This window comes from Burkholderia dolosa (genome assembly GCF_902499135.1).
GTDB lineage: Bacteria > Pseudomonadota > Gammaproteobacteria > Burkholderiales > Burkholderiaceae > Burkholderia > Burkholderia dolosa.
The window spans coordinates 23,149-44,279 of record NZ_CABVPR010000009.1; the positions used below are offsets into that span (position 1 = coordinate 23,149).

Genomic DNA, 21,131 nt, shown 5'->3' on the forward strand with positions numbered 1-21,131 from the left:
GGGTGTCGTGCGTCAGCGCGCGCAGCGCTCGAGCGGCGGTGCGTGCCGACGCGCAACGCCGCTCAGACGCTCGCGGTCTGACGGATTTCCTGCAGCAGGTAGCCGAAGCCGCGCACCGTGACGATTTCGACGCGGCACTGCTCGAGCTTCTTGCGCACGCGGTGCACGTAGACTTCGATCGCGGTGTCGCCGAGATCGCCGCCGAAATGCGTGAGGTGATCCTGCAATTGCGCCTTGCTGACCACGCGGCCGTGACGCAGCAGCAGCATTTCGAGCACCGCGAACTCGCGCGGCGACAGTTCGAGCGGCTTGTCGTCGTTGAAGATGCGGCGATCGACGCCCGACAGGCGTACGCCGCCGAGCGACACTTCCGGACGCGGCATGTCGCTGTGCGGACCGCTGCGGCGCATCACCGCGCGGATCCGCGCTTCGAGTTCGGCCGGCTCGAACGGCTTGAGCATGTAGTCGTCGGCGCCCGAATTGAGACCCTGGATCCGGTCGTTCAACTCGTCGCGTGCGGTCAGCACGATGACCGGCGTGTGGCGGTTCGTCTGGCGAAAGCGCGTGAGCAGCGTCATGCCGTCGATGCCCGGCAGGCCGAGGTCGAGGATCACGAGTTCGTGGCGGTTCTGCGCAAGCGCCTGTTCGGCAAAGATGCCGTCGTGCACCATGTCGACGGTGAAGCCAGCCTGTTCGAGGCTGCTCTGGATACCGCGTGCGATGGGGCGGTCGTCTTCGATCAGAAGGAGTCGCATGAAGTTCGCTCAAGTACAATGGGTTGGCGGTTCAGGCACGCGGACAGCACGACGCCGTTTCCACAAGGGGCGCCGCATCGCGTGACATCAAGCATGGCGGCCAGCGAACGATTAAGTCCAATCATGTCCGATATTTCGATCCACGACCTCGAAGCCGCGATCAATTTCTGGCGCGCCCGCTCGCCGTCGAGCGGCGACGAACTCAAACTCTGCGAAGAGGCCAGCGCGCTTTCCAAGCCGTATGCGCTGCTGATTGTACAGCGCGAAAGCGCGCTGCAACTGGAAGGTTTGGACCCCAAGGCACGGAAAGCGTACGAGACTTACGTGCGCCTTAAGGATGGCTTGGAAAGCTGAAGGCTTTCGCTCAGTACATCCTAGAAAACGTTCAGCGGAATGAAAAGTTGACGCGCCGCGCATCGAAACGACGCGCGGCGGCATGCGGATGGTCAGGCACCGACGCTCGCGTGCGCGGCGGCCTGGTCGATGAAAAGCGCGAGTTCGATGTCGCGTTCGGTCAGTCCGTTCGCGTCGTGCGTCGACAGCGTCACGTCGACGCGGTTGTAGACGTTGAACCATTCCGGATGATGGTTCATTTCCTGCGCCTTGATCGCGACGCGCGTCATGAAGCCGAATGCCTCGTTGAAATCGGCGAAGCGCAGGCTGCGCTGGATCGCGTCGCGGCCCGCGACGGCCGACCAGTTCGGCAGCCGCTCGAGCCGGGCCTTGCGCTCTTCGGATGTCAGTTTGTGGATCATCGTTGCACCTCTCGGATAACGGCGTTCGCGCGCGGCGGAGTCTGCGCGGGGAAGCCGGCATCGATCATTCTTCCATAGTTGCCTGCCGCGCGTCGGCGCTTCATGCGTCGTCGTCGGCCGGCCAGCCTTCGCCTGTGCCGCGATGCAGCACGCGGTCGGTATCGAGCACCGCGCCCGCCGGAATCTCGGGCAGCGTCGCGAGCCGCGCGGCGAGCGCGCGACCGTCGACGTCGGCCAACGCGAACAGCTGCGCGAAATCGTCGATCACGAAGTAGGTCTTCTGGAACGTGTCGATTCGGTAGCGGGTGCGCATCACGCGCTCGAGGTCGAAGCCGAGCCGGTTCGGCGCCGCACTCTCGACGCTGTACAGGCTTTCGCCCTTGCTCGACACGATTCCCGCGCCGTAGATCGACAACCCGTTCGTGCCGTGCGGGTCGCGGATCAGCCCGAACTCCACCGTGTACCAGTAAAGGCGTGCAAGGCGCGCGAGCGCCGCTTCGTCGTCGGCGACCGCGAGCGCGGTGCGGCCGTACGCCTGCATATAGTCTGCGAATACGGGCGCAATCAGCAGCGGCACGTGGCCGAACAGATCGTGGAAGCAGTCCGGTTCCTGCAGATAGTCGAGCTGGTCGGGGCGGCGCATCCACCACGTGACCGGAAAGCGGCGGTTCGCAAGGTGCTCGAAGAATACGCGGTCGGGCACGAGGCCCGGCACGGCGACGATCTCCCAGCCGGTCGCGCGTGCGAGCTGGCGGTTCACGTCGGCAAACGACGGTACGCGATCCGCCGGCAGATCGATCTTGCCGAGCCCCGCGACGAACGCGTCGCACGCGCGCCCGCGCAGCAGCGCCGACTGGCGCGCATAGAGCTGCCGCCACACCGCGTGATCGACGTGGCCGTAGCGTTCCAGCGGCTGGTCGATGGTGAAATCTGCGCGGGTTTCGAGGCCCGCGTCGAACTGCTCCTGCAGTTTCGCGGTGACGACGGTGGACATGATCGGCTCTGACGTTCTGCGGTTGGACTGCATGCAAGTGTAGAGCGGGATGCGCGCGGATTGGGCGCATAGTTGGCGTTTACGCGCTATTGAATGCGATAATCGCGCACTAAATCTAGGATTTATGCGGAGAATGACGATGCTGGAACTCGATCACTTCGATCTCGCGCTGCTCGACGTGCTGCAGCGCTTCGGTCGCGCGACTCATCAGCAGCTCGGCGACGAGGTGCCGCTGTCGCCGTCGCAGATCGGGCGGCGGCTGCAGCGGCTCGAGGCGACCGGCGTGATCGAAGGCTATCGCGTGATGCTCCGGCCCGAAAAACTCGGGCTCGGCGTGACGGCGTTTACGAGCCTGAAGCTCAAGCACCACGGCGATTCGATCATCGAGCAGTTCCAGCAGCAGATCGACGTGCTGCCCGAAGTGCTGGAGTGCCATGCGGTGGTCGGCGACGCCGACTATCTGCTGCGGATCGTCGCGCCCGACCTGAACGCGCTGTCGCAGTTCGTGATGAAGAAGCTGATGCGCGTGCCGGGCGTCGACAGCGTGCGTTCGAACATCGTGCTGACGACGTTCAAGCGCAACGGCGCGCTGCCGCTCGCGCATCTGGCGCCGGGCGCGGCGTGAACCGGCAGCGGCCGTACCGGTAACGGCAGCAACGGGCCGCGCCGATCGTGCCGAACGCGATGCGTCGCCGCGTCACGACGCGGCGGACGCCGCCGGTTCGCGCCGCGCATCGGCATTCAGCAGGTCGACGTACGCGACCGCGACGAGATCGTCCTGCGACACGCCGAGCTTCGCGAACACGTCGTGCGCCTCCGCTTCGCCGCCCGCTTCGTCGTCGTCCGGGCCGAGCACCACTTCCAGCTCGATGAAGTCGCCGAGGCCGTCGACGCGGTCCAGATGAATGCGCGTGCGGCCCGCGAGGTACACGTGCCGCTCCTTCGTGACGATCCCGCGCGTCGTCAGTGCGGTCGCGAGCAACGCGTGCATCGCGTCCGGATTCGTCACCGGGCTGCGCGTGTAGTACGACGCCTTCGGACCGTCGCGGTCGTCGCGCTGATAGAAGATCAGTTCGGCCGGTGTGCCGTCTTCGAAGCGGCGCAGCTTCAGCCGGCCGCGCGGCACGTCGTAGAAGAAATCCTGCTGGCGGTAGAAGAGCGGCGCTTCGGTCGCGAGCGTGGCGGCGCGTTCGCGCAGACGCTCGAATTCGCGGGCGCGGGCTTTGATCTCGATGTTGCGGGCCATGCGGGTCTCCTTCGGTCGACAGGGGTCTCGCGGTGTGCGAACGCACAATCTAGCAAAAAGACCCGGACGGCGGCGTGACGGCGGGCATCGGCGCGGCGAGGTGACGCGGGGCGCGCGGTGGCCGCACGCGGCTCACGCGGCTCACGCGGCCCATTCCCGGCCGTGATACGGACGACGCGATGCGGTAGCGATTCGGTCGGCCAACGGGGACAACGATGAACGCGGCGCGACCGTCGCGCGCGCGGTCTCGCATTCATCAGCGTGGCTCATATCGTCCACTGCGTCTCGATCAGTCGAAGCGCAGCCGCGATCGCGGGCTCGTCGCGCCGCTCGGCAAGCGTCACGAACGTCAGCTCGGTCGGCACCGTCACGCGCTCGACGATCGTCAGCGCGTGCGCGTGCGCTTCGGCCAGCGCGATCGCGTCGCGGGCGAGCGTGAGGCCGATTCCCGACTTGACGAGATCGAGCATCGACTGCTCCTGATCGACTTCGGCGACTTTCACCGGCTCGGCGCCCGCGCGCGCGAAGCAGCGCGACAGCAGCCGGTTGTGTGCGGACGCCGGCGGCGTCCAGATCCACGGCAGCGCGGCGAGCGCACGCCAGTCGTGTGCGCGCTGCACGCGCTCCTTCCAGCCGGCTGGCGCGAGCACGCGGTAATGGAAACGCGTAAGCGTGACGGTATGGAACAGCGCGCCGTCGCGCGGATCGTCGTCGCCGGGCCGGCCGATGTAGTAGCCGACGTCGAGCGCGTGCGCGCGTATCTGTTCGAGTACCCAGCCCGACATTCCGTGACGCAGCGCGGTTTCGATCTGCGGATGGGTTTCGACGAGCGCGCGCAGGAAGCCGCCGAGCCGCAGGAATTCCGGATCGAGGATCGTGCCGATCCGCAGCCGGCCGCGCACCTCGTGGCGCAGCGCAGCGGCGGCGCGCTGCACGTCGGCCGCCGCGGCGAGCGCGCGCTCCGCGTGCGGCAGCAGCGTCTGGCCGTCGCGCGTCAGCGCGAGGCCGCGCGACGTGCGCGTAAACAGCGCGACGCCGAGCGTCTCCTGCAGATGCTTGATCTGCAGGCTCACGGCCGGCTGCGTCAGATGCAGCTGCGCGGCGGCGCGTGTCAGGTTGCCTTCGCGCGCCACCGTCGCGAACGCGCGGAGCAGGGTGAGGTCCATCGTCGTGATATGAGCGCGGCTTATAACGCAGTTCAGCATAACTCATTGGATCGGCGCTCGTCGGCGGGAGTACGCTTCATCGATCGTATCGATCGGCGCAGCGTCGATGCCGTGCGGATGCCGACGGCGAGCGAGATGCTGGAAGCGCGCCGCAACACACACGCGTTGCAATGCCCAATGCTCGCCGTGGCATCGGCATCGACGTGCCGATTCGGGTTTCCGCGCCGATGCGGCGACGCTCGTCGATTCTCGCGCGCACCGGTGCCTGCTCGCACTGCGCCGCCGGCGATACCGCCGATGCGCGCGACGACGCCGCGGCGCGCACGATACGCAACGACGCGGGGCATCGCGCCGCGCGACGCACAACAACGAAGGAGACACGTCGTGACGACTGGACGCACGCTCGAAGGCGAATTCGACTATGTGATCGTCGGTGCGGGCACCGCGGGCTGCGTGCTCGCGAACCGCCTGACCGAGGATCCCGACATCCGTGTGCTGCTGCTCGAAGCGGGCGGCAAGGACGACTATCACTGGATTCATATTCCGGTCGGCTATCTGTATTGCATCGGCAATCCGCGCACCGACTGGCTATACAAGACGCAGCCGGAAGCGGGGCTGAACGGCCGCGCCCTGTCGTATCCGCGCGGCCGCGTGCTCGGCGGCTGCTCGTCGATCAACGGGATGATCTACATGCGCGGGCAGCGCGAGGACTACGACGGCTGGGCGCAGGAAACCGGCGATGCGGGCTGGTCGTGGGACAGCGTGCTGCCGATTTTCAAGCGCAGCGAGGATCACCACGCGGGCGCGAGCGACGCGCACGGCGCAGGCGGTTATTGGCGCGTCGAGAAGCAGCGACTGCGCTGGCAGATTCTCGAATCGTTCGCGCAGGCCGCGCAGCAGACCGGCATTCCGGCGACCGACGATTTCAACCGCGGCGACAATTCCGGGGTCGGCTATTTCGAGGTCAACCAGAAGCGCGGCGTGCGGTGGAATGCGTCGAAGGCGTTTCTGCGGCCCGCGATGACGCGCGCGAACCTGACCGTGATCACCGGCGCGCACGTGCAGCGCGTGGTGTTCGACGGGCGGCGCGCGGTGGGCGTCGAATATCGCGGCGGCGGCACCGATTACGTCGCGCGCGCGCGGGCCGAAGTACTGCTGACGTCGGGCGCCGTGAATTCGCCGCAGTTGCTCGAGTTGTCCGGCATCGGCGACGGCCGGCGGCTGCAGGCGCTCGGCATCGACGTCGTGCACGATCTGCCGGGCGTCGGCGAAAACCTGCAGGATCATCTGCAACTGCGGATGGCGTTCCGCGTCGACGGCGTGCGCACGCTCAATACGCTGTCCGCACGCTGGTGGGGCAAGCTGATGATCGGCGCGCAATATGCGCTGCTGCAGCGCGGGCCGATGTCGATGGCGCCGTCGCAGCTCGGCGCGTTCGCGAAATCGGACCCGGACGATCCGGCGCTCACGCGCCCCGATCTCGAATATCACGTGCAGCCGCTGTCGCTCGAGCGTTTCGGCGAACCGCTGCATCGCTTCAATGCGTTCACGGCTTCCGTCTGCCATCTGCGGCCGACGTCGCGCGGCAGCGTGCATATCGCGAGCGCCGATCCGGGCGCCGCGCCGACGATCGCGCCGAACTATCTGTCGACCGACTACGATCGCCACGTCGCCGCGAACGCGCTGCGCGTCACGCGCCGGATCGCGTCCGCGCCTGCGCTCGCGCGCTATCGTCCGCAGGAGATTCTGCCCGGCCCGCGCTATCAGACCGAAGCCGAACTGATCGAGGCGGCGGGCATCGTCGGCACGACGATCTTCCATCCGGTCGGCACGTGCCGGATGGGCCGCGCAGACGACCCGCGCGCGGTGGTCGACAGCCGGCTGCGCGTGCGCGGCATCGACGGGCTGCGAGTCGTCGACGCGTCGGTGATGCCGACGATCACGTCGGGCAACACCAATTCGCCGACGCTGATGATCGCCGAGCGCGCGAGCGACATGATTCGCGCGGACCGCCGCGCAGCACGCGAAACGACGCACGTGCGAACCGAAGTGGCGGCTGCGCCCGTGTGAGCGAGCGCCGGCACGCGGCCGCGCTCGCTCGTCTGCGCGCGTTGCCGCTGCTTCGACATGCCAAGCAACGGCGTTTGTCGAGTCGGTTTCCGAGAACCGGCGCGATCGCGGATTTTCGACCGTCGCGCGCTCCGTTGTTGTGCGTCCGGGAACGAACCGTGCGGTGCACGCGCATTCGACGTGCATCGACAGAGCAATCGAGACGCACGTCGAAAATCTCGCGCAAGAACCGTGCATGGCTGGGCGATATCGCGGCCAGCCCTATAAGTGCAAATCCCGATGATTGCACTGCACCAACGGGGCGACAATGTGGCGCAGCGTGCATACGCGTCGGCGCGGGAGACCACCCTCGAGGCGTAACACGGCGCCCGGGGGCAGCCAGCTCATCCGCCGATCTGTTCACGGCCGCTTGCGCGAATCTTCCCGGTGCTTCGCCTGACTTCGTACGGAAGGGAACATGATTCTCGGCGACACGATTCTGGAAACACGCGGACTGACGAAGGAATTCAGGGGCTTCACGGCCGTGAACGGCGTCAACCTGCGTGTGCGCCGCGGTGCGATCCACGCGTTGATCGGACCGAACGGCGCGGGCAAGACCACCTGCTTCAACCTCCTGACCAAGTTTCTGACACCGACGGCCGGCCAGATCGTCTTCAACGGTGTCGACATCACCGACGAACGGCCCGCGCAGGTTGCGCGGCGCGGCATCATCCGGTCGTTTCAGATCTCGGCGGTGTTTCCGCATCTCACCGCGTTGCAGAACGTGCGCATCGGCCTGCAGCGCGCGCTCGGCACGGAATTCCATTTCTGGCGCAGCGAGCGCACGTTGAAGCGTCTGGACGATCGCGCGATGGATCTGCTCACGCAGGTCGGCCTCACCGATTTCGCGCACGTGCCGACCGTCGAACTCGCATACGGCCGCAAGCGCGCGCTCGAAATCGCGACGACGCTCGCGATGGAGCCCGAGCTGATGCTGCTCGACGAACCGACGCAAGGGATGGGCCACGAAGACGTCGATCGCGTGACCGCGCTGATCAAGAAGGTCGCAAGCGGCCGCACGATCCTGATGGTCGAGCACAACATGAACGTGATCGCCGGCATCTCCGACACGATCACCGTCCTGCAGCGCGGCGAAGTGCTCGCGGAAGGGTCGTACGCGGAAGTATCGAAGAATCCGCTCGTCATCGAGGCTTACATGGGCAGCGCCGACGCGGCGCTCGCGGGAGCGCACGCATGAAGCACAGCGAACGGGAGGAACGCGAATTGAGCGGCGTCGAAAGCGGCACGCCCGCGCTGGAGATCACGGGGCTCGAAGCCTGGTACGGGGAATCGCACATATTGCACGGCGTCGACCTGACCGTTCACCGCGGCGAAGTCGTCACGCTGCTCGGCCGCAACGGTGCGGGCCGCACGACGACGCTGCGCGCGATCATGGGGCTCACCGGACGCCGCAGCGGGTCGATCAGGGTCGCCGGCAACGAGACGATCGGGCTGCCGACGCATCGCATCGCGCACTTCGGCGTCGGCTACTGCCCGGAGGAGCGCGGAATCTTCTCGAGCCTGTCGTGCGAGGAGAACCTGATGCTGCCGCCGCCGATCGGGCCGCGCGACCACGCGATGTCGCTCGACGAGATCTACGCGATGTTTCCGAATCTCGCGACGCGCCGGCAGAGCCAGGGCACGCGGCTGTCCGGCGGCGAGCAGCAGATGCTCGCGGTCGCGCGGATCCTGCGCACCGGCGCGAACCTGCTGCTGCTCGACGAAATTTCGGAAGGGCTCGCGCCGGTGATCGTGCAGGCGCTCGCGCGGATGATCGTCGCGCTGAAGGCGCGCGGCTACACGATCGTGATGGTCGAGCAGAACTTCCGCTTTGCCGCGCCGCTCGCGGACCGCTTCTACGTGATGGAGCACGGCCGCATCGTCGAGCATTTCCGCGCGGCCGAACTCGAAGGCAAGATGCCGATCCTGCACGATCTGCTCGGCGTGTGACGCCGCGCCGTTTCCATTGCCGCTAGCCGTGGCGGCCCACGAACAACCACAACGCATCAGAACAACAGGAGACGTCAATGAAAATGAAGACCCTCGCACACGCCTGTCTCGCACTTGCGACCGCAGCATTCACTGCCGGCGCCGCGCACGCGGCGGATACCGTGAAGATCGGCTTCATCACCGACATGTCGGGGCTTTACGCGGACATCGACGGGCAGGGCGGCCTCGAGGCGATCCGCATGGCCGTCGCCGATTTCGGCGGCAAGGTGCTCGGCAAGCCGATCGAGGTCGTGTATGCCGATCACCAGAACAAGGCGGACATCGCGGCGTCGAAGGCACGCGAGTGGATGGACCGCGGCGGGCTCGACCTGCTGGTGGGCGGCACGAATTCGGCGACCGCGCTGTCGATGAACCAGGTCGCAGCCGAGAAGAAGAAGGTCTACATCAACATCGGCGCCGGCGCCGACACGCTGACCAACGAGCAGTGCACGCCGTACACCGTCCACTACGCATACGACACGATGGCGCTCGCGAAAGGCACCGGCTCGGCGGTGGTCAAGCAGGGCGGCAAGACGTGGTTCTTCCTGACCGCCGACTACGCGTTCGGCAAGGCGCTCGAGAAGAACACGTCGGACGTCGTGAAGGCGAACGGCGGGCAGGTGCTCGGCGCGGTCCGGCATCCGCTGTCCGCGTCGGATTTCTCGTCGTTCCTGCTGCAGGCGCAGGCATCGAAGGCGCAGATTCTCGGCCTCGCGAACGCCGGTGGCGACACGATCAACTCGATCAAGGCCGCGAAGGAGTTCGGCATCACGAAGACGATGAAGATCGCCGCGCTGCTGATGTTCATCGACGACGTGCACAGCCTGGGCCTCGACACGACGCAGGGCCTCGTGCTGACCGACAGCTGGTACTGGAACCGCGACGCGGCGTCGCGCCAGTGGGCGCAGCGCTACTTCGGCAAGATGAAGAAGATGCCGTCGAGCCTGCAGGCGGCCGACTACTCGTCGGTGACCACCTATCTGAAGGCCGTGCAGGCAGCCGGCACGACCGATTCCGACAAGGTGATGGCCGAGCTGAAGAAGATGAAGATCAACGACTTCTACGCGAAGGGCTACATCCGTCAGGACGGCAGCATGATCCACGACATGTACTTGATGGAGGTGAAGAAGCCGTCGGAATCGAAGGAGCCGTGGGACTACTACAAGGTGCTCGCGACGATTCCGGGCGAGCAGGCGTTCGGCACGAAGCAGGAATCGCGCTGCGCGCTGTGGAAGTAAGCGCGTCGTAGCGGCGCGTGCGGGACGCGCGCCGCGCGGCTGCTGCTGCAGCGACGTGCGTGCTCCGCCGCCCGCACGGGCCGCTGCAGAGACGTTGCGCATGCAACGAAACTCATTCTGACGGCTAAGTCGATGGAAATCTTTGGCATTCCGTTGCCGGCGATGCTGAGCCAGTTGCTGCTCGGCCTCGTCAACGGCTCGTTCTACGCGATCCTGAGCCTCGGGCTCGCGGTGATCTTCGGGCTGCTCAACGTGATCAACTTCGCGCACGGCGCGCTGTTCATGCTCGGCGCGATGCTCGCGTGGATGGGGCTGTCGTACTTCGGGCTGCCGTACTGGGCGATGCTCGTGCTCGCGCCGCTGATCGTCGGCGCGTTCGGGATCGCGATCGAACGCTCGATGCTGCGCTGGCTGTACAAGCTCGATCACCTTTACGGGCTGCTGCTCACGTTCGGCCTCACGCTCGTCGTCGAAGGCGTGTTCCGGTCGGTCTACGGCTCGTCCGGCCAGCCGTACGACGTGCCGTCGCAGCTGTCCGGCGCGACCGATCTCGGCTTCATGTTCCTGCCGAACTACCGTGCGTGGGTCGTCGTCGCGTCGCTCGCGGTGTGTCTCGCGACGTGGTTCGTGATCGAGAAGACGCGGCTCGGCGCATATCTGCGCGCGGGCACCGAGAATCCGAAGCTCGTCGAGGCGTTCGGCGTGAACGTGCCGATGATGATCACGCTCACGTACGGCTTCGGCGTCGCGCTCGCCGCGTTCGCGGGCGTGCTGGCCGCGCCGGTGATCCAGGTGTCGCCGCTGATGGGCCAGCCGATGATCATCACCGTGTTCGCGGTCGTCGTGATCGGCGGAATGGGGTCGATCCTCGGCTCGATCGTCACCGGGCTGATGCTCGGCGTGATCGAGGGCTTCACACGCGTGTTCTATCCGGAAGCGTCGGCCACCGTCGTGTTCGTGATCATGGCGATCGTGCTGCTGATCCGCCCGGCGGGCCTGTTCGGCAAGGAAAAATGATGCAGAGAAAAGTGCTCTACGGCGTGCTGCTCGCCGCACTGCTCGTCGCGCCGTTCATCGGTGCGTATCCGGTCTTCGTGATGAAGGTGCTCACGTTCGCGTTGTTCGCGGCGGCGTTCAATCTGCTGATCGGCTATACGGGGCTGCTGTCGTTCGGCCACGCGATGTTCCTCGCGACCGCCGGCTACGTGACCGGGTATTCGATCCAGACGCTCGGTGCGACGCCGGAGCTCGGCGTGCTCGCGGGCACCGTCGCCGCGACGCTGCTCGGGCTCGTCGTCGGACTCTTCGCGATTAGGCGACAGGGCATCTACTTCGCGATGATCACGCTCGCGTTCGCGCAGATGGTGTACTTCATCTACCTGCAGGCGCCGTTCACGCACGGCGAGGACGGCCTGCAGGGCGTGCCGCGCGGGCGGCTGTTCGGCATCGTCGATCTGTCGAACGACGTCGCGCTGTACTACGTCGTGCTCGCGGTGATCGTCGCGGCGTGCGCGTTCATCGTGCGGATCGTCCATTCGCCGTTCGGTCAGGTGCTCGTCGCGATCAAGGAGAACGAGGCACGCGCGATCTCGCTCGGCTACGACACCGACCGCTTCAAGCTGCTCGCGTTCATCCTGTCCGCGGCGCTCGCGGGGCTGGCCGGCGCGCTGAAGGTGGTCGTGCTCGGCTTCGAGACGCTGTCCGACGCGTACTGGACGATGTCGGGCCTCGTCGTGCTGATGACGCTCGTCGGCGGGATGGGCACGCTGTTCGGCCCGCTGCTCGGCGCGGCGCTGATCGTCGCACTGGAAGACCGGCTCGGCGATATCGGCGAATGGCTCGCGTCGACGACCGGCATCGGCTGGTTCCACTCGCTCGGCGAATCGGCGACGATCGTCACCGGCCTGATCTTCATCGCGTGCGTGCTCGCGTTCCGGCGCGGGATCGTCGGCGAGATGGTCGCGCGGATCAAGCCGCTCAGGGCGTGACGACGAAAGGGCCGGCCGCGTGCGCAATGTTGATGCGAAGCACCATTCTGCGCGGCTCGGCGACGCGCCGTTGCACGCTCGCGCCGGTGCCTGACGAGCAGCTGGTGCCCCATTTTCGTGCGGCAATGCACCATAGGGGTAAATGCTAAGTTGCCGCAGTGCTTAAGCTTCTTTAAGCTTCGTCTCAGTTCTGATGCACCGCGAATCGAATTTGCAGGTGGAGAACGAGGAGACAATCGAGGCACAAAGTGCCCGAACCCCAAAGCGCTGTTGGACGGAATCCAACAGCGCTTTTTCATTTGTACGCGCGAATCGATATTCGCCGTGCAGCGAATGCGATTGATCGATTCGGCGTTCGTGTTTTTCTCGGCGCTTTGCACGCGTCTCCTGGTCTTCTCCGTTTCTCTCGCTTCTCCGCAAACCGTTCGCTGCTGTCGCATCGCGACGCGCATGCGGTTCGGGCTTACCCGGTTGGCGTGCGAAAAAAGCGTCCGTTACACTCGCCTTTCACCGACCGTGCGGTCGGGAAAATGGTCGGCAGTTCTCCTACAAGCACAATGCAGAAGACGGAGTACGGTTGGATGAGAAGCGCGGGACGATGGATCGGGGCAGCAGCGGCGGCACGTGCCGGCGGTTCGTCGTTCGACGCGCACGGTGCCGCCTTCTTCATATCGCCGCGCACGCGCGGCCGCGACGTAGCGGTCCGCGTCGGCGCAATTGGTTGCGCTCGCAACCGTCAAGCGCGCGATATCGTATTTCTCTTTCGAATTCTTCATGCTGACGACATTGCCGGCGCGCATCGTGACGTCGAACGGCTCTATCGGTCGGCATGCCGGCATTCGTTCGAGCGGACTGTCCGGCTTGCGCGGATTCAGCGCGGTGCGGCGCGGGAAAACCAGTGTAGGCATCGCAATGCGAGATAGTTAAATTATTAACTTGTTTGAGGACCGGGAGCCGCCCGAGCGACCCGCGGATTTTTCGAGCAGCGTTTGGAGACAACGTAAATGAAGATGAATCGATGGATGGAAGCCTTGCTTGCGGCCGGCCTCGTATGTGCGGCTGCGACGGCGTCGGCGCAGGTGAAGATCGGGGTGACGCTGTCGGCGACGGGGCCGGCCGCATCGCTCGGGATCCCGGAAAAGAACACGATTGCGCTGCTGCCGAAGGAAATCGCGGGCAAGAGCGTGCAGTACATCGTGCTCGACGATGCATCCGATACGAGCCGGGCCGTGCAGAACGTGCGCAAGCTGATCGACGAAGATCACGTCGACGCGATCATCGGTTCGTCCGTCACGCCGAACTCGCTCGCGATGCTCGACCCGATATCGCAGGGCAAGACGCCGACGATTTCGCTCGCCGCGAGCGCACAGATCATCACGCCGATGGACGCGAAACGCGCGTGGATGTTCAAGGTGCCGCAGAACGATCAGTTGATGGCCGACGCGATCGCCGGCTATATGGCGAAGCACGGCGTGAAGACGGTCGGCTTCATCGGCTTCGCCGACGCGTACGGCGACAGCTGGTACAACACGTTCAGCGCGGCGGCTGCCAAGAACGGGATCAAGATCGTGTCGAACGAGCGCTACAACCGCACCGACGCGTCGGTGATGGGGCAGGTGCTGAAGCTGATGGGCTCGAACCCGGATGCGGTACTGATCGCCGGTTCGGGCACGCCGGCGGCGCTGCCTGCGAAGACGCTGAAGGAGCGCGGCTACAAGGGCAAGGTCTATCAGACGCACGGCGTCGCGAACAACGACTTCCTGCGCGTATGCGGCAAGGATTGCGAAGGCGAGATCCTGCCGGCCGGTCCGGTGCTCGTCACCGACCAGCTTCCCGATTCGAATCCGGTGAAGAAGCCGGCGCTCGCGTACAAGGCTGCGTACGAGAAGGCGTACGGCGCAGGCTCGCTGTCGACGTTCGGTGGACATGCATGGGATGCGGGGATGCTGCTGCAGCGTGCGATTCCCGATGCGCTGAAGAAGGGGCAGCCGGGCACCGAGGCATTCCGCGAGGCGCTGCGTGCGTCGCTCGAAAACGTGAAAGACCTGCCGGTGTCGCACGGCGTGATCAACATGACGGCGACCGACCACAACGGTTTCGACACGCGGGCGCGCGTGATGGTGCAGATCGTCGACGGCAAGTGGAAGCTGCAGGCCGAGTGAGCATCGCGTGAAACCGGGGCGCGCGGCGCGGGATCGTGCCGTGCGCGCCGTCGGCACGGCGCCGCGCATGACGGCAGCGCCCGTGCCACAAGAATTCTTCCGGGAGCCCGCGCATGACGCCACGACGCGTGCGCGCGGCGGTTCGCTCCCGTCGCCGTTTCTCCGCAGCATTCTCGATACACGAAACGTATGGATCTCTCGATTGCGGCGATCCTCGCTCAAGACGGCATCACGACCGGCGCCATTTATGCATTGCTGTCGCTCGCGCTCGTGCTGGTGTTTTCCGTCACGCGGGTGATCTTCATTCCCCAGGGCGAGTTCGTCGCCTACGGCGCGCTGACGCTCGCGGCGTTGCAGGCGCAGAAATTCCCCGCCACCTGCTGGCTGCTCTTCGTGATGGGCATCGCGTGTTTTCTGCTCGAAGTCGGCGGCCTGATCCGGCATCGCGAACGCCGGCATCAGCTCGGCCGTACGCTCGCGACGCTCGGCAGCCGCTATGTGCTGCTGCCGCTCGCGGTATTCGCGATCACGCGCAGTTTCGCCGCGCAGCCGCTGCCGATGCTCGCGCAGATCGCGCTGACGCTCGCGATCGTCGTGCCGATGGGGCCGTTCGTGTATCGGCTCGTGTACCAGCCGATCGCCGAAGGCACGACGCTGCTGCTGCTGATCGTATCGGTTGCGGTTCATTTCGCGATGGTCGGCCTCGGGCTCGTGATGTTCGGCGCGGAAGGCTCGCGCACCAACGCGTTCTCCGACGCGTCGCTGTCGGTCGGCAGCATGACGGTGTCCGCGCAAAGCATGGTCGTCGTCGTGACCGCGCTCGTGCTGATCGGCGCGCTCTACGTGTATTTCGGCCGAACGATCGCCGGCAAGGCATTGCGCGCAACGTCGGTGAACCGGCTCGGTGCGCGGCTCGTCGGCATCGGCACGACCGAAGCCGGGCGCCTCGCGTTCACGTTCGCGGCGGGGCTCGGCGTGCTGTCCGGGATTCTCGTGGGTCCGCTGACGACGATCTACTACGACTCCGGTTTCCTGATCGGGCTGAAGGGCTTCGTCGGCGCGATCATCGGCGGGCTCGTCAGCTATCCGCTCGCGGCAGCCGGGTCGCTGCTCGTCGGCGTGCTCGAATCGTACTCGTCGTTCTGGGCGAGCGCGTACAAGGAGGTGATCGTGTTCACGCTGATCATTCCGGTGCTGCTGTGGCGGAGTTTCGCGACACCGCACGCGGAAGAAGACGAGGAGTGACGCGATGAAGACGATGGTGCGCAACAAGACGTTCTGGCTGTTCCTCGTGGTGCTGTTCGCGTTGCCGGTACTGCCCGGCGTGCTGCAGGTGCCCGAATACTGGATCACGCTGCTCAATTACATCGGTCTGTACGCGATCGTCGCGATCGGGCTCGTGCTGCTGACCGGCGTCGGCGGAATGACGAGCTTCGGGCAGGCGGCGTTCGTCGGCGTCGGCGCATATACGACGGCGTTTCTGACGACGCACTATGGCGTATCGCCGTGGCTCGCGCTGCTCGTCGGCGTCGCGTTGACGGCGCTCGTCGCGCTCGTGCTCGGGATGGTGACGATGCGGCTGTCCGGGCATTTCCTGCCGCTCGGCACGATCGCTTGGGGGCTCGCGCTGTTCTACCTGTTCGGCAACCTCGAGCTGCTCGGCAAGTACGACGGGATCAACGGCATTCCGGCGCTGAACCTGTTCGGCGTCGAACTCGACAGCGGGCGCAGCCTGTATTTCCTGATCTGGGCCGTCGTGCTCGCGGCGATCGTATCGGTGCAGAACCTGCTGAACAGCCGCCCCGGCCGTGCGATCCGCGCGTTGCGCGGCGGTGGCGTGATGGCCGAAGCGATGGGCGTGAACACCGCGTGGATGCGTGTCGTGATCTTCGTCTACGCTGCCGTGCTCGCCGCGGTATCGGGATTCCTGTACGCGCACCTGCAGCGCGCGGTGAACCCGACCCCGTTCGGACTGAACCACGGTATCGAGTTTCTGTTCATGGCCGTGGTCGGCGGCGTGTCGCACGTGTGGGGCGCGGTGCTCGGTGCGGCGATCCTCACCGTGCTGCAGGACTATCTGCAGACGCTGCTGCCGAAGCTGCTCGGCTCGGAAGGCAACTTCGAGATCATCGTGTTCGGCGTGTTGATGGTGCTGCTGCTCCAGTACGCGAGGCAGGGCGTATGGCCGTTCGTCGCGAAGCTGTTTCCGCGCGGGCCGCGCGCGCACGTGCCGGAGCAGGCGGACCCGCTGCCGCAGCGCGCGAAGCCGACGGCCGGTGAGCCGCTGCTCGTCGTCGACAACGCGCGCAAGCAGTTCGGTGGCCTCGTGGCCGTCAACGACGTGAGCTTCGACGTGAAGGCGGGGCAGATCATCGGGCTGATCGGACCGAACGGCGCCGGCAAGTCGACGACCTTCAACCTGGTGACGGGCGTGCTGCAGCCGACCGCCGGCACGATTACGTTCCGCGGCGAGCGCATCGACGGGCTTACGTCGCGCCAGATCGTCCGACGCGGGATCGGCCGCACGTTCCAGCACGTAAAGCTGCTGCCGACGATGACGGTGCTCGAGAACGTTGCGATCGGCGCGCATCTGCGCGGCCATACGGGCGTGTGGCGCAGCATCGCGCGGCTCAACGCGCACGAGGAAGCGCAATTGCTCGCGGAAGCCGCGCGGCAGATCCGGCGCGTCGGGCTGGAAAAGCATATGTACGACGACGCGGGCAGTCTCGCGCTCGGTCAGCAGCGCATCCTCGAAATCGCACGCGCGCTGTGCTGCGATCCGACGCTGCTGCTGCTCGACGAGCCGGCGGCCGGCCTGCGCTACCAGGAGAAACAGCAGCTCGCGGAGCTGCTGCGACGCCTGAAGGCGGAAGGGATGAGCGTGCTGCTCGTCGAGCACGATATGGATTTCGTGATGAACCTCACCGACCGGCTGGTCGTGATGGAGTTCGGCACGCGGATCGCGGAAGGGTTGCCGCAGGACGTGCAGCAGGATCCGGCGGTGCTCGAAGCATATCTGGGCGGGGTGGAGTGATGACGGATACGACGATGCCGATTCTCCACGTACGCGACCTCGCGGTCCGGTACGGGAAGGTGGAGGCGCTGCACGGTGCGGCGATCAAGGTTGGAGCGGGGCAGATCGTCAGCGTGATCGGCCCGAACGGCGCCGGCAAATCGACGCTGCTGAACGCGATCATGGGCGCGTTGCCCGTCAACGGGCATGCAACGGGCGCGGTCGTGTACCGCGGCACGGATGTGAGCCTGCTGCCGATCGAGCAGCGCGTCGCACGCGGGATGTGCCTGGTGCCCGAAAAGCGCGAATTGTTCGGCACGATGACGGTGGAGGATAACCTCGTGCTCGGCGCTTATCGGCGCAAGCAGGCCGGCGAAGCGAACTTCCTCGATCAGCTCGATCCCGTGTTTGCACTGTTTCCGCGGCTCAAGGAACGGCGCAGGCAGGCCGCCGGCACGTTGTCGGGCGGCGAGCGGCAGATGCTGGCTGTCGGCCGTGCGTTGATGGGCAAGCCGGACTTGCTGATGCTCGATGAGCCAAGCCTCGGCTTGGCGCCGCTGATCGTGAAGGAGATCTTTCATATCATCAGCGCGTTGCGCAGCACAGGCGTTGCCACGCTGCTGATCGAGCAGAATGCGCGCGCCGCGTTGCAGATTTCCGACTACGGCTATGTGCTGGAAACCGGCGAATTTGCGCTGGAAGGGCCGGCCGCCGACCTGGCGCAGAATCCGCAAGTGATCGAGACCTACCTCGGATTGGCGAAGAAGACGGCGTAAAGCTGGCGCGCGGTGGCAAACGGACGGCGTGTTTCACGTGAAACACGCCGTTTTTGTTGCGCTGCTTGCATCCCGCAGCGTGGCGGTGCGTGCGCTGATGGACGTGGCGAGCGACGAAATCCGTGAAATGAGCGGACCCTACCATTCGGACGGCATTCGGGCGAAAAGCGAACCCGCTATAATTCGCCCCATACATTTCTCTGATAGGTTCGCGCGCTGTCCTGCGCGCGGAATCCCGCCATGCTTTATCCCACAGAATTTGACGTCATCGTCGTCGGCGGTGGTCACGCCGGCACGGAAGCCGCGTTGGCGTCCGCCCGAATGGGCGCGAAGACGCTGCTGCTGACCCACAACATCGAAACGCTCGGTCAGATGAGCTGCAACCCGTCGATCGGCGGCATCGGTAAAGGCCATCTGGTCAAGGAAGTCGACGCGCTCGGCGGCGCGATGGCCGCTGCCACCGACGAAAGCGGCATCCAGTTCCGGATTCTCAACTCATCGAAGGGGCCGGCCGTGCGCGCAACGCGTGCACAGGCCGATCGCGTCCTGTACAAGGCAGCGATTCGCCGCCGGCTCGAGAATCAGCCGAACTTGTGGCTGTTTCAGCAGGCCGTCGATGATTTGATGGTCGAAGGCGACCGCGTGGTGGGCGCCGTCACCCAGATCGGCATCCGCTTCCGCGCACGCGCCGTCGTGCTGACGGCCGGCACGTTCCTTGACGGCAAGATTCACGTCGGCCTGAACAACTATACGGGCGGCCGCGCGGGCGATCCGGCCGCCGTGTCGCTGTCTGCGCGCCTGAAAGAACTGAAGCTGCCGCAAGGCCGGCTGAAGACCGGCACGCCGCCGCGAATCGACGGCCGCACGATCGATTTCTCGAAACTGGACGAGCAGCCGGGCGACCTCGATCCGATCCCCGTCTTCTCGTTCCTGGGCCGCGTCGAGCAGCACCCTCAGCAGCTGCCATGCTGGGTCACGCATACGAACGAGCGTACGCACGACATCATTCGCGGCGGCCTCGATCGTTCGCCTATGTATACAGGCGTGATCGAAGGCGTGGGGCCGCGTTACTGCCCGTCGATCGAGGACAAGATTCATCGCTTCGCGTCGAAGGAGTCGCACCAGATCTTCCTCGAGCCGGAAGGGCTGACCACGAACGAGTTCTACCCGAACGGCATCTCGACGAGCCTGCCGTTCGACGTGCAGCTCGAACTCGTGCATTCGATGCGCGGCCTCGAAAACGCGCACATCCTGCGGCCCGGTTACGCGATCGAGTACGACTACTTCGATCCGCGTGCGTTGAAGGCGTCGCTGGAAACGAAGGCGATCAACGGGCTGTTTTTTGCGGGGCAGATCAACGGGACGACCGGCTACGAAGAGGCGGCCGCGCAAGGGCTGCTTGCCGGCCTCAACGCGGGCCGTTATGTGCAGGAGAAAGACGCGTGGTGTCCGCGTCGCGATCAGGCGTATCTCGGCGTGCTGGTCGACGACCTCGTCACACGCGGCGTCGCCGAGCCATACCGGATGTTTACGAGCCGGGCCGAATACCGGCTCAGCCTGCGCGAAGACAATGCCGACATGCGGTTAACGGAAATCGGCCGCGAACTCGGGCTGGTCGACGACGTGCGTTGGGATGCGTTCTGCCGGAAGCGCGATGCTGTTTCACGTGAAACAGAACGTCTGAAGTCGACGTGGGTAACGCCGAAGACGCTGCCGGCGGAAGAAGCGACCGCACTGCTCGGCAAGGCGATCGACCACGAATACAGTCTCGCCGAATTGCTGCGTCGCCCTGGTGTCAGCTATGACGGCGTCTGCGGGCTGAAGGGCGGCGAATGCGGGCCGGCTGAGCCGTTGGCCGACGATCCGGTACTGCTTGCGCAAATCAAGGAGCAGGTCGAGATCGGCATCAAATATCAGGGCTATATCGAGCGGCAGGCAAACGAGATCGAGCGCAACGACGCGAACGAGAACACGCGACTGCCGGACGGTATCGATTACCGTGACGTTCGCGGGCTGTCGTTCGAAGTGAGCCAGAAACTCAATGAATTCCGGCCGGAAACGATCGGGCAGGCATCGCGGATCTCGGGCGTCACGCCGGCCGCGATTTCGCTGCTGATGGTGCATTTGAAGCGCCGCGGGCTTGGGCGTCGGAACGGCGCGGCGGCCGAAGCGGCTGAGCAGGGGGACGGCACTGTCCCGGCGCAACGATGACCGCGCGTCGCGCGCCGGCGGTTAATCGGGACGTACTTGAACGAATGCTCGTCGACGGCGCGGCCGCACTCGATGTCGCGCTGACGGACACGCAACGCAACCAGCTGCTCGACTATGTCGCGCTGCTCGGCAAGTGGAATGCGGTCTACAACCTGACCGCGATCCGCGATCCGCAGCAGATGATGATTCAGCACATTCTCGATTCACTGTCGATCGTCCCGCATCTGCGTGCGCGCGAGTCGGCTCGTGTGCTCGATGTCGGATCGGGCGGCGGTTTGCCTGGAATCGTACTGGCGATCGTCCGGCCGGACTGGCACGTTACGCTCAACGATATCGTGCAGAAGAAGTCGGCGTTCCAGACGCAGATGCGCGCGGAGCTGAAGCTCGCGAACCTGTCGGTCGTTACGGGGCGGGTCGAATCGCTGCAGCCGGGTGTCGACGTTCCGGAAAAATTCGACGTGATCGTATCGCGCGCCTTCGCTGATCTGTCCGACTTCGTTAAACTTGCTCGACATCTCGTCGCGCGCGGCGGATCGATCTGGGCGATGAAGGGTGTATATCCGGACGACGAGATTGCGCGACTGCCTGAACGCAGCCGCGTCAACCAGACGATGCGGCTCGCGGTGCCGATGCTCGACGCCGAGCGGCATCTGATCGAAGTCTGCGTCGACGAAGCGATTTGACGGCGCGCTGCGGCGCGCCGATTGTTTGAAGTAAGAGGAACACATC

The 21,131-nt window shown here is 65.5% G+C and carries 20 protein-coding genes; 14 read left to right on the forward strand and 6 right to left on the reverse strand.

The genetic code is table 11. The features are described 5' to 3' along the window. Window positions 1–62 precede the first annotated feature (62 nt). Window positions 63–755, reverse strand: a complete 693-nt coding sequence (locus tag BUB20358_RS06360; protein ID WP_006401494.1) for a response regulator — start codon at window positions 753–755, stop codon at window positions 63–65. Window positions 756–878: 123 nt separating this feature from the next. On the opposite strand from BUB20358_RS06360, the gene BUB20358_RS06365 reads away from it, so the two are divergent. Continuing rightward, entirely contained in the window at window positions 879–1,109 is a 231-nt protein-coding gene (locus tag BUB20358_RS06365; protein WP_006401493.1) for a DUF3717 domain-containing protein, read from the forward strand. A 92-nt stretch (window positions 1,110–1,201) separates the two neighbouring features. Here BUB20358_RS06365 and BUB20358_RS06370 read toward each other — a convergent pair whose 3' ends face one another. Then, a complete protein-coding gene (locus BUB20358_RS06370; RefSeq protein WP_006762992.1) occupies window positions 1,202–1,510 on the reverse strand; it encodes a 4a-hydroxytetrahydrobiopterin dehydratase in 309 nt (102 codons plus the stop codon). A gap of 100 nt (window positions 1,511–1,610) precedes the next feature. Further along, window positions 1,611–2,537 (reverse strand): phenylalanine 4-monooxygenase, encoded by a 927-nt coding sequence (gene phhA / locus BUB20358_RS06375; protein ID WP_006762991.1) that lies wholly within the window; start codon window positions 2,535–2,537, stop codon window positions 1,611–1,613. Window positions 2,538–2,643: 106 nt separating this feature from the next. Between phhA and BUB20358_RS06380 the strand changes: the two genes are divergently transcribed. Continuing rightward, window positions 2,644–3,129, forward strand: a complete 486-nt coding sequence (locus BUB20358_RS06380; protein ID WP_035973222.1) for an Lrp/AsnC family transcriptional regulator — start codon at window positions 2,644–2,646, stop codon at window positions 3,127–3,129. A 72-nt stretch (window positions 3,130–3,201) separates the two neighbouring features. On the opposite strand, the gene BUB20358_RS06385 is transcribed toward BUB20358_RS06380, so the two are convergent. Together BUB20358_RS06385 and BUB20358_RS06390 are read right to left on the reverse strand one after the other, a co-directional pair. Further along, window positions 3,202–3,750 carry a class IV adenylate cyclase gene (locus BUB20358_RS06385; RefSeq protein ID WP_006762989.1) on the reverse strand — a complete coding sequence of 183 codons (549 nt, stop codon included), beginning with the start codon at window positions 3,748–3,750 and terminating at the stop codon, window positions 3,202–3,204. Window positions 3,751–4,016: 266 nt separating this feature from the next. After that, entirely contained in the window at window positions 4,017–4,916 is a 900-nt protein-coding gene (locus tag BUB20358_RS06390) for a LysR family transcriptional regulator (protein ID WP_035971451.1), read from the reverse strand. Window positions 4,917–5,300: 384 nt separating this feature from the next. Between BUB20358_RS06390 and BUB20358_RS06395 the strand changes: the two genes are divergently transcribed. From BUB20358_RS06395 to BUB20358_RS06420, 6 genes are all read left to right on the forward strand, one after another. Next, window positions 5,301–6,986, forward strand: a complete 1,686-nt coding sequence (locus tag BUB20358_RS06395) for a GMC family oxidoreductase (protein ID WP_035973221.1) — start codon at window positions 5,301–5,303, stop codon at window positions 6,984–6,986. 457 nt (window positions 6,987–7,443) lie between these two features. Further along, window positions 7,444–8,223 (forward strand): ABC transporter ATP-binding protein, encoded by a 780-nt coding sequence (locus BUB20358_RS06400; RefSeq protein ID WP_006762986.1) that lies wholly within the window; start codon window positions 7,444–7,446, stop codon window positions 8,221–8,223. After that, a complete protein-coding gene (locus tag BUB20358_RS06405; RefSeq protein ID WP_006762985.1) occupies window positions 8,220–8,975 on the forward strand; it encodes an ABC transporter ATP-binding protein in 756 nt (251 codons plus the stop codon). Before BUB20358_RS06400 ends, BUB20358_RS06405 begins: the two co-directional genes overlap by 4 nt. A 77-nt stretch (window positions 8,976–9,052) precedes the next feature. After that, the gene (locus BUB20358_RS06410; RefSeq protein ID WP_006762984.1) at window positions 9,053–10,252 is read left to right on the forward strand and encodes an ABC transporter substrate-binding protein; all 1,200 of its coding nucleotides are present in this window, start codon (window positions 9,053–9,055) and stop codon (window positions 10,250–10,252) included. Window positions 10,253–10,384: 132 nt separating this feature from the next. Beyond that, window positions 10,385–11,269 (forward strand): branched-chain amino acid ABC transporter permease, encoded by an 885-nt coding sequence (locus tag BUB20358_RS06415; RefSeq protein ID WP_006762983.1) that lies wholly within the window; start codon window positions 10,385–10,387, stop codon window positions 11,267–11,269. After that, on the forward strand, window positions 11,269–12,240 hold the full coding sequence (locus BUB20358_RS06420; RefSeq protein ID WP_006762982.1) for a branched-chain amino acid ABC transporter permease: 972 nt from the start codon (window positions 11,269–11,271) through the stop codon (window positions 12,238–12,240). The genes BUB20358_RS06415 and BUB20358_RS06420 overlap by 1 nt, the downstream gene beginning before the upstream one ends. Before the next feature lie 494 nt (window positions 12,241–12,734). Here the strand turns inward: BUB20358_RS06420 and BUB20358_RS06425 are convergent, their stop codons facing one another. Next, complete coding sequence (locus tag BUB20358_RS06425; protein WP_158380485.1) at window positions 12,735–13,148, reverse strand: hypothetical protein; 414 nt, start codon at window positions 13,146–13,148, stop codon at window positions 12,735–12,737. Between the two features lie 96 nt (window positions 13,149–13,244). Here BUB20358_RS06425 and BUB20358_RS06430 point away from each other — a divergent pair, with 96 nt between their 5' ends. The 6 genes from BUB20358_RS06430 (at window position 13,245) to rsmG (ending at window position 21,085) form a co-directional block, all read left to right on the forward strand. Continuing rightward, a complete protein-coding gene (locus BUB20358_RS06430) occupies window positions 13,245–14,402 on the forward strand; it encodes an ABC transporter substrate-binding protein (RefSeq protein ID WP_006762981.1) in 1,158 nt (385 codons plus the stop codon). A 189-nt stretch (window positions 14,403–14,591) separates the two neighbouring features. Further along, on the forward strand, window positions 14,592–15,647 hold the full coding sequence (locus BUB20358_RS06435; RefSeq protein ID WP_006762980.1) for a branched-chain amino acid ABC transporter permease: 1,056 nt from the start codon (window positions 14,592–14,594) through the stop codon (window positions 15,645–15,647). A gap of 4 nt (window positions 15,648–15,651) precedes the next feature. Continuing rightward, on the forward strand, window positions 15,652–17,436 hold the full coding sequence (locus BUB20358_RS06440; RefSeq protein ID WP_006762979.1) for a branched-chain amino acid ABC transporter ATP-binding protein/permease: 1,785 nt from the start codon (window positions 15,652–15,654) through the stop codon (window positions 17,434–17,436). After that, window positions 17,436–18,191: an ABC transporter ATP-binding protein gene (locus tag BUB20358_RS06445; RefSeq protein ID WP_035971449.1), complete on the forward strand. Its 756-nt coding sequence runs from the start codon at window positions 17,436–17,438 to the stop codon at window positions 18,189–18,191. The genes BUB20358_RS06440 and BUB20358_RS06445 overlap by 1 nt, the downstream gene beginning before the upstream one ends. 240 nt (window positions 18,192–18,431) lie before the next feature. Then, the gene (gene mnmG, locus BUB20358_RS06450) at window positions 18,432–20,402 is read left to right on the forward strand and encodes a tRNA uridine-5-carboxymethylaminomethyl(34) synthesis enzyme MnmG (RefSeq protein ID WP_006762977.1); all 1,971 of its coding nucleotides are present in this window, start codon (window positions 18,432–18,434) and stop codon (window positions 20,400–20,402) included. Then, on the forward strand, window positions 20,399–21,085 hold the full coding sequence (gene rsmG / locus BUB20358_RS06455; RefSeq protein ID WP_006762976.1) for a 16S rRNA (guanine(527)-N(7))-methyltransferase RsmG: 687 nt from the start codon (window positions 20,399–20,401) through the stop codon (window positions 21,083–21,085). The genes mnmG and rsmG overlap by 4 nt, the downstream gene beginning before the upstream one ends. The last annotated feature ends 46 nt before the right edge of the window (window positions 21,086–21,131 follow it).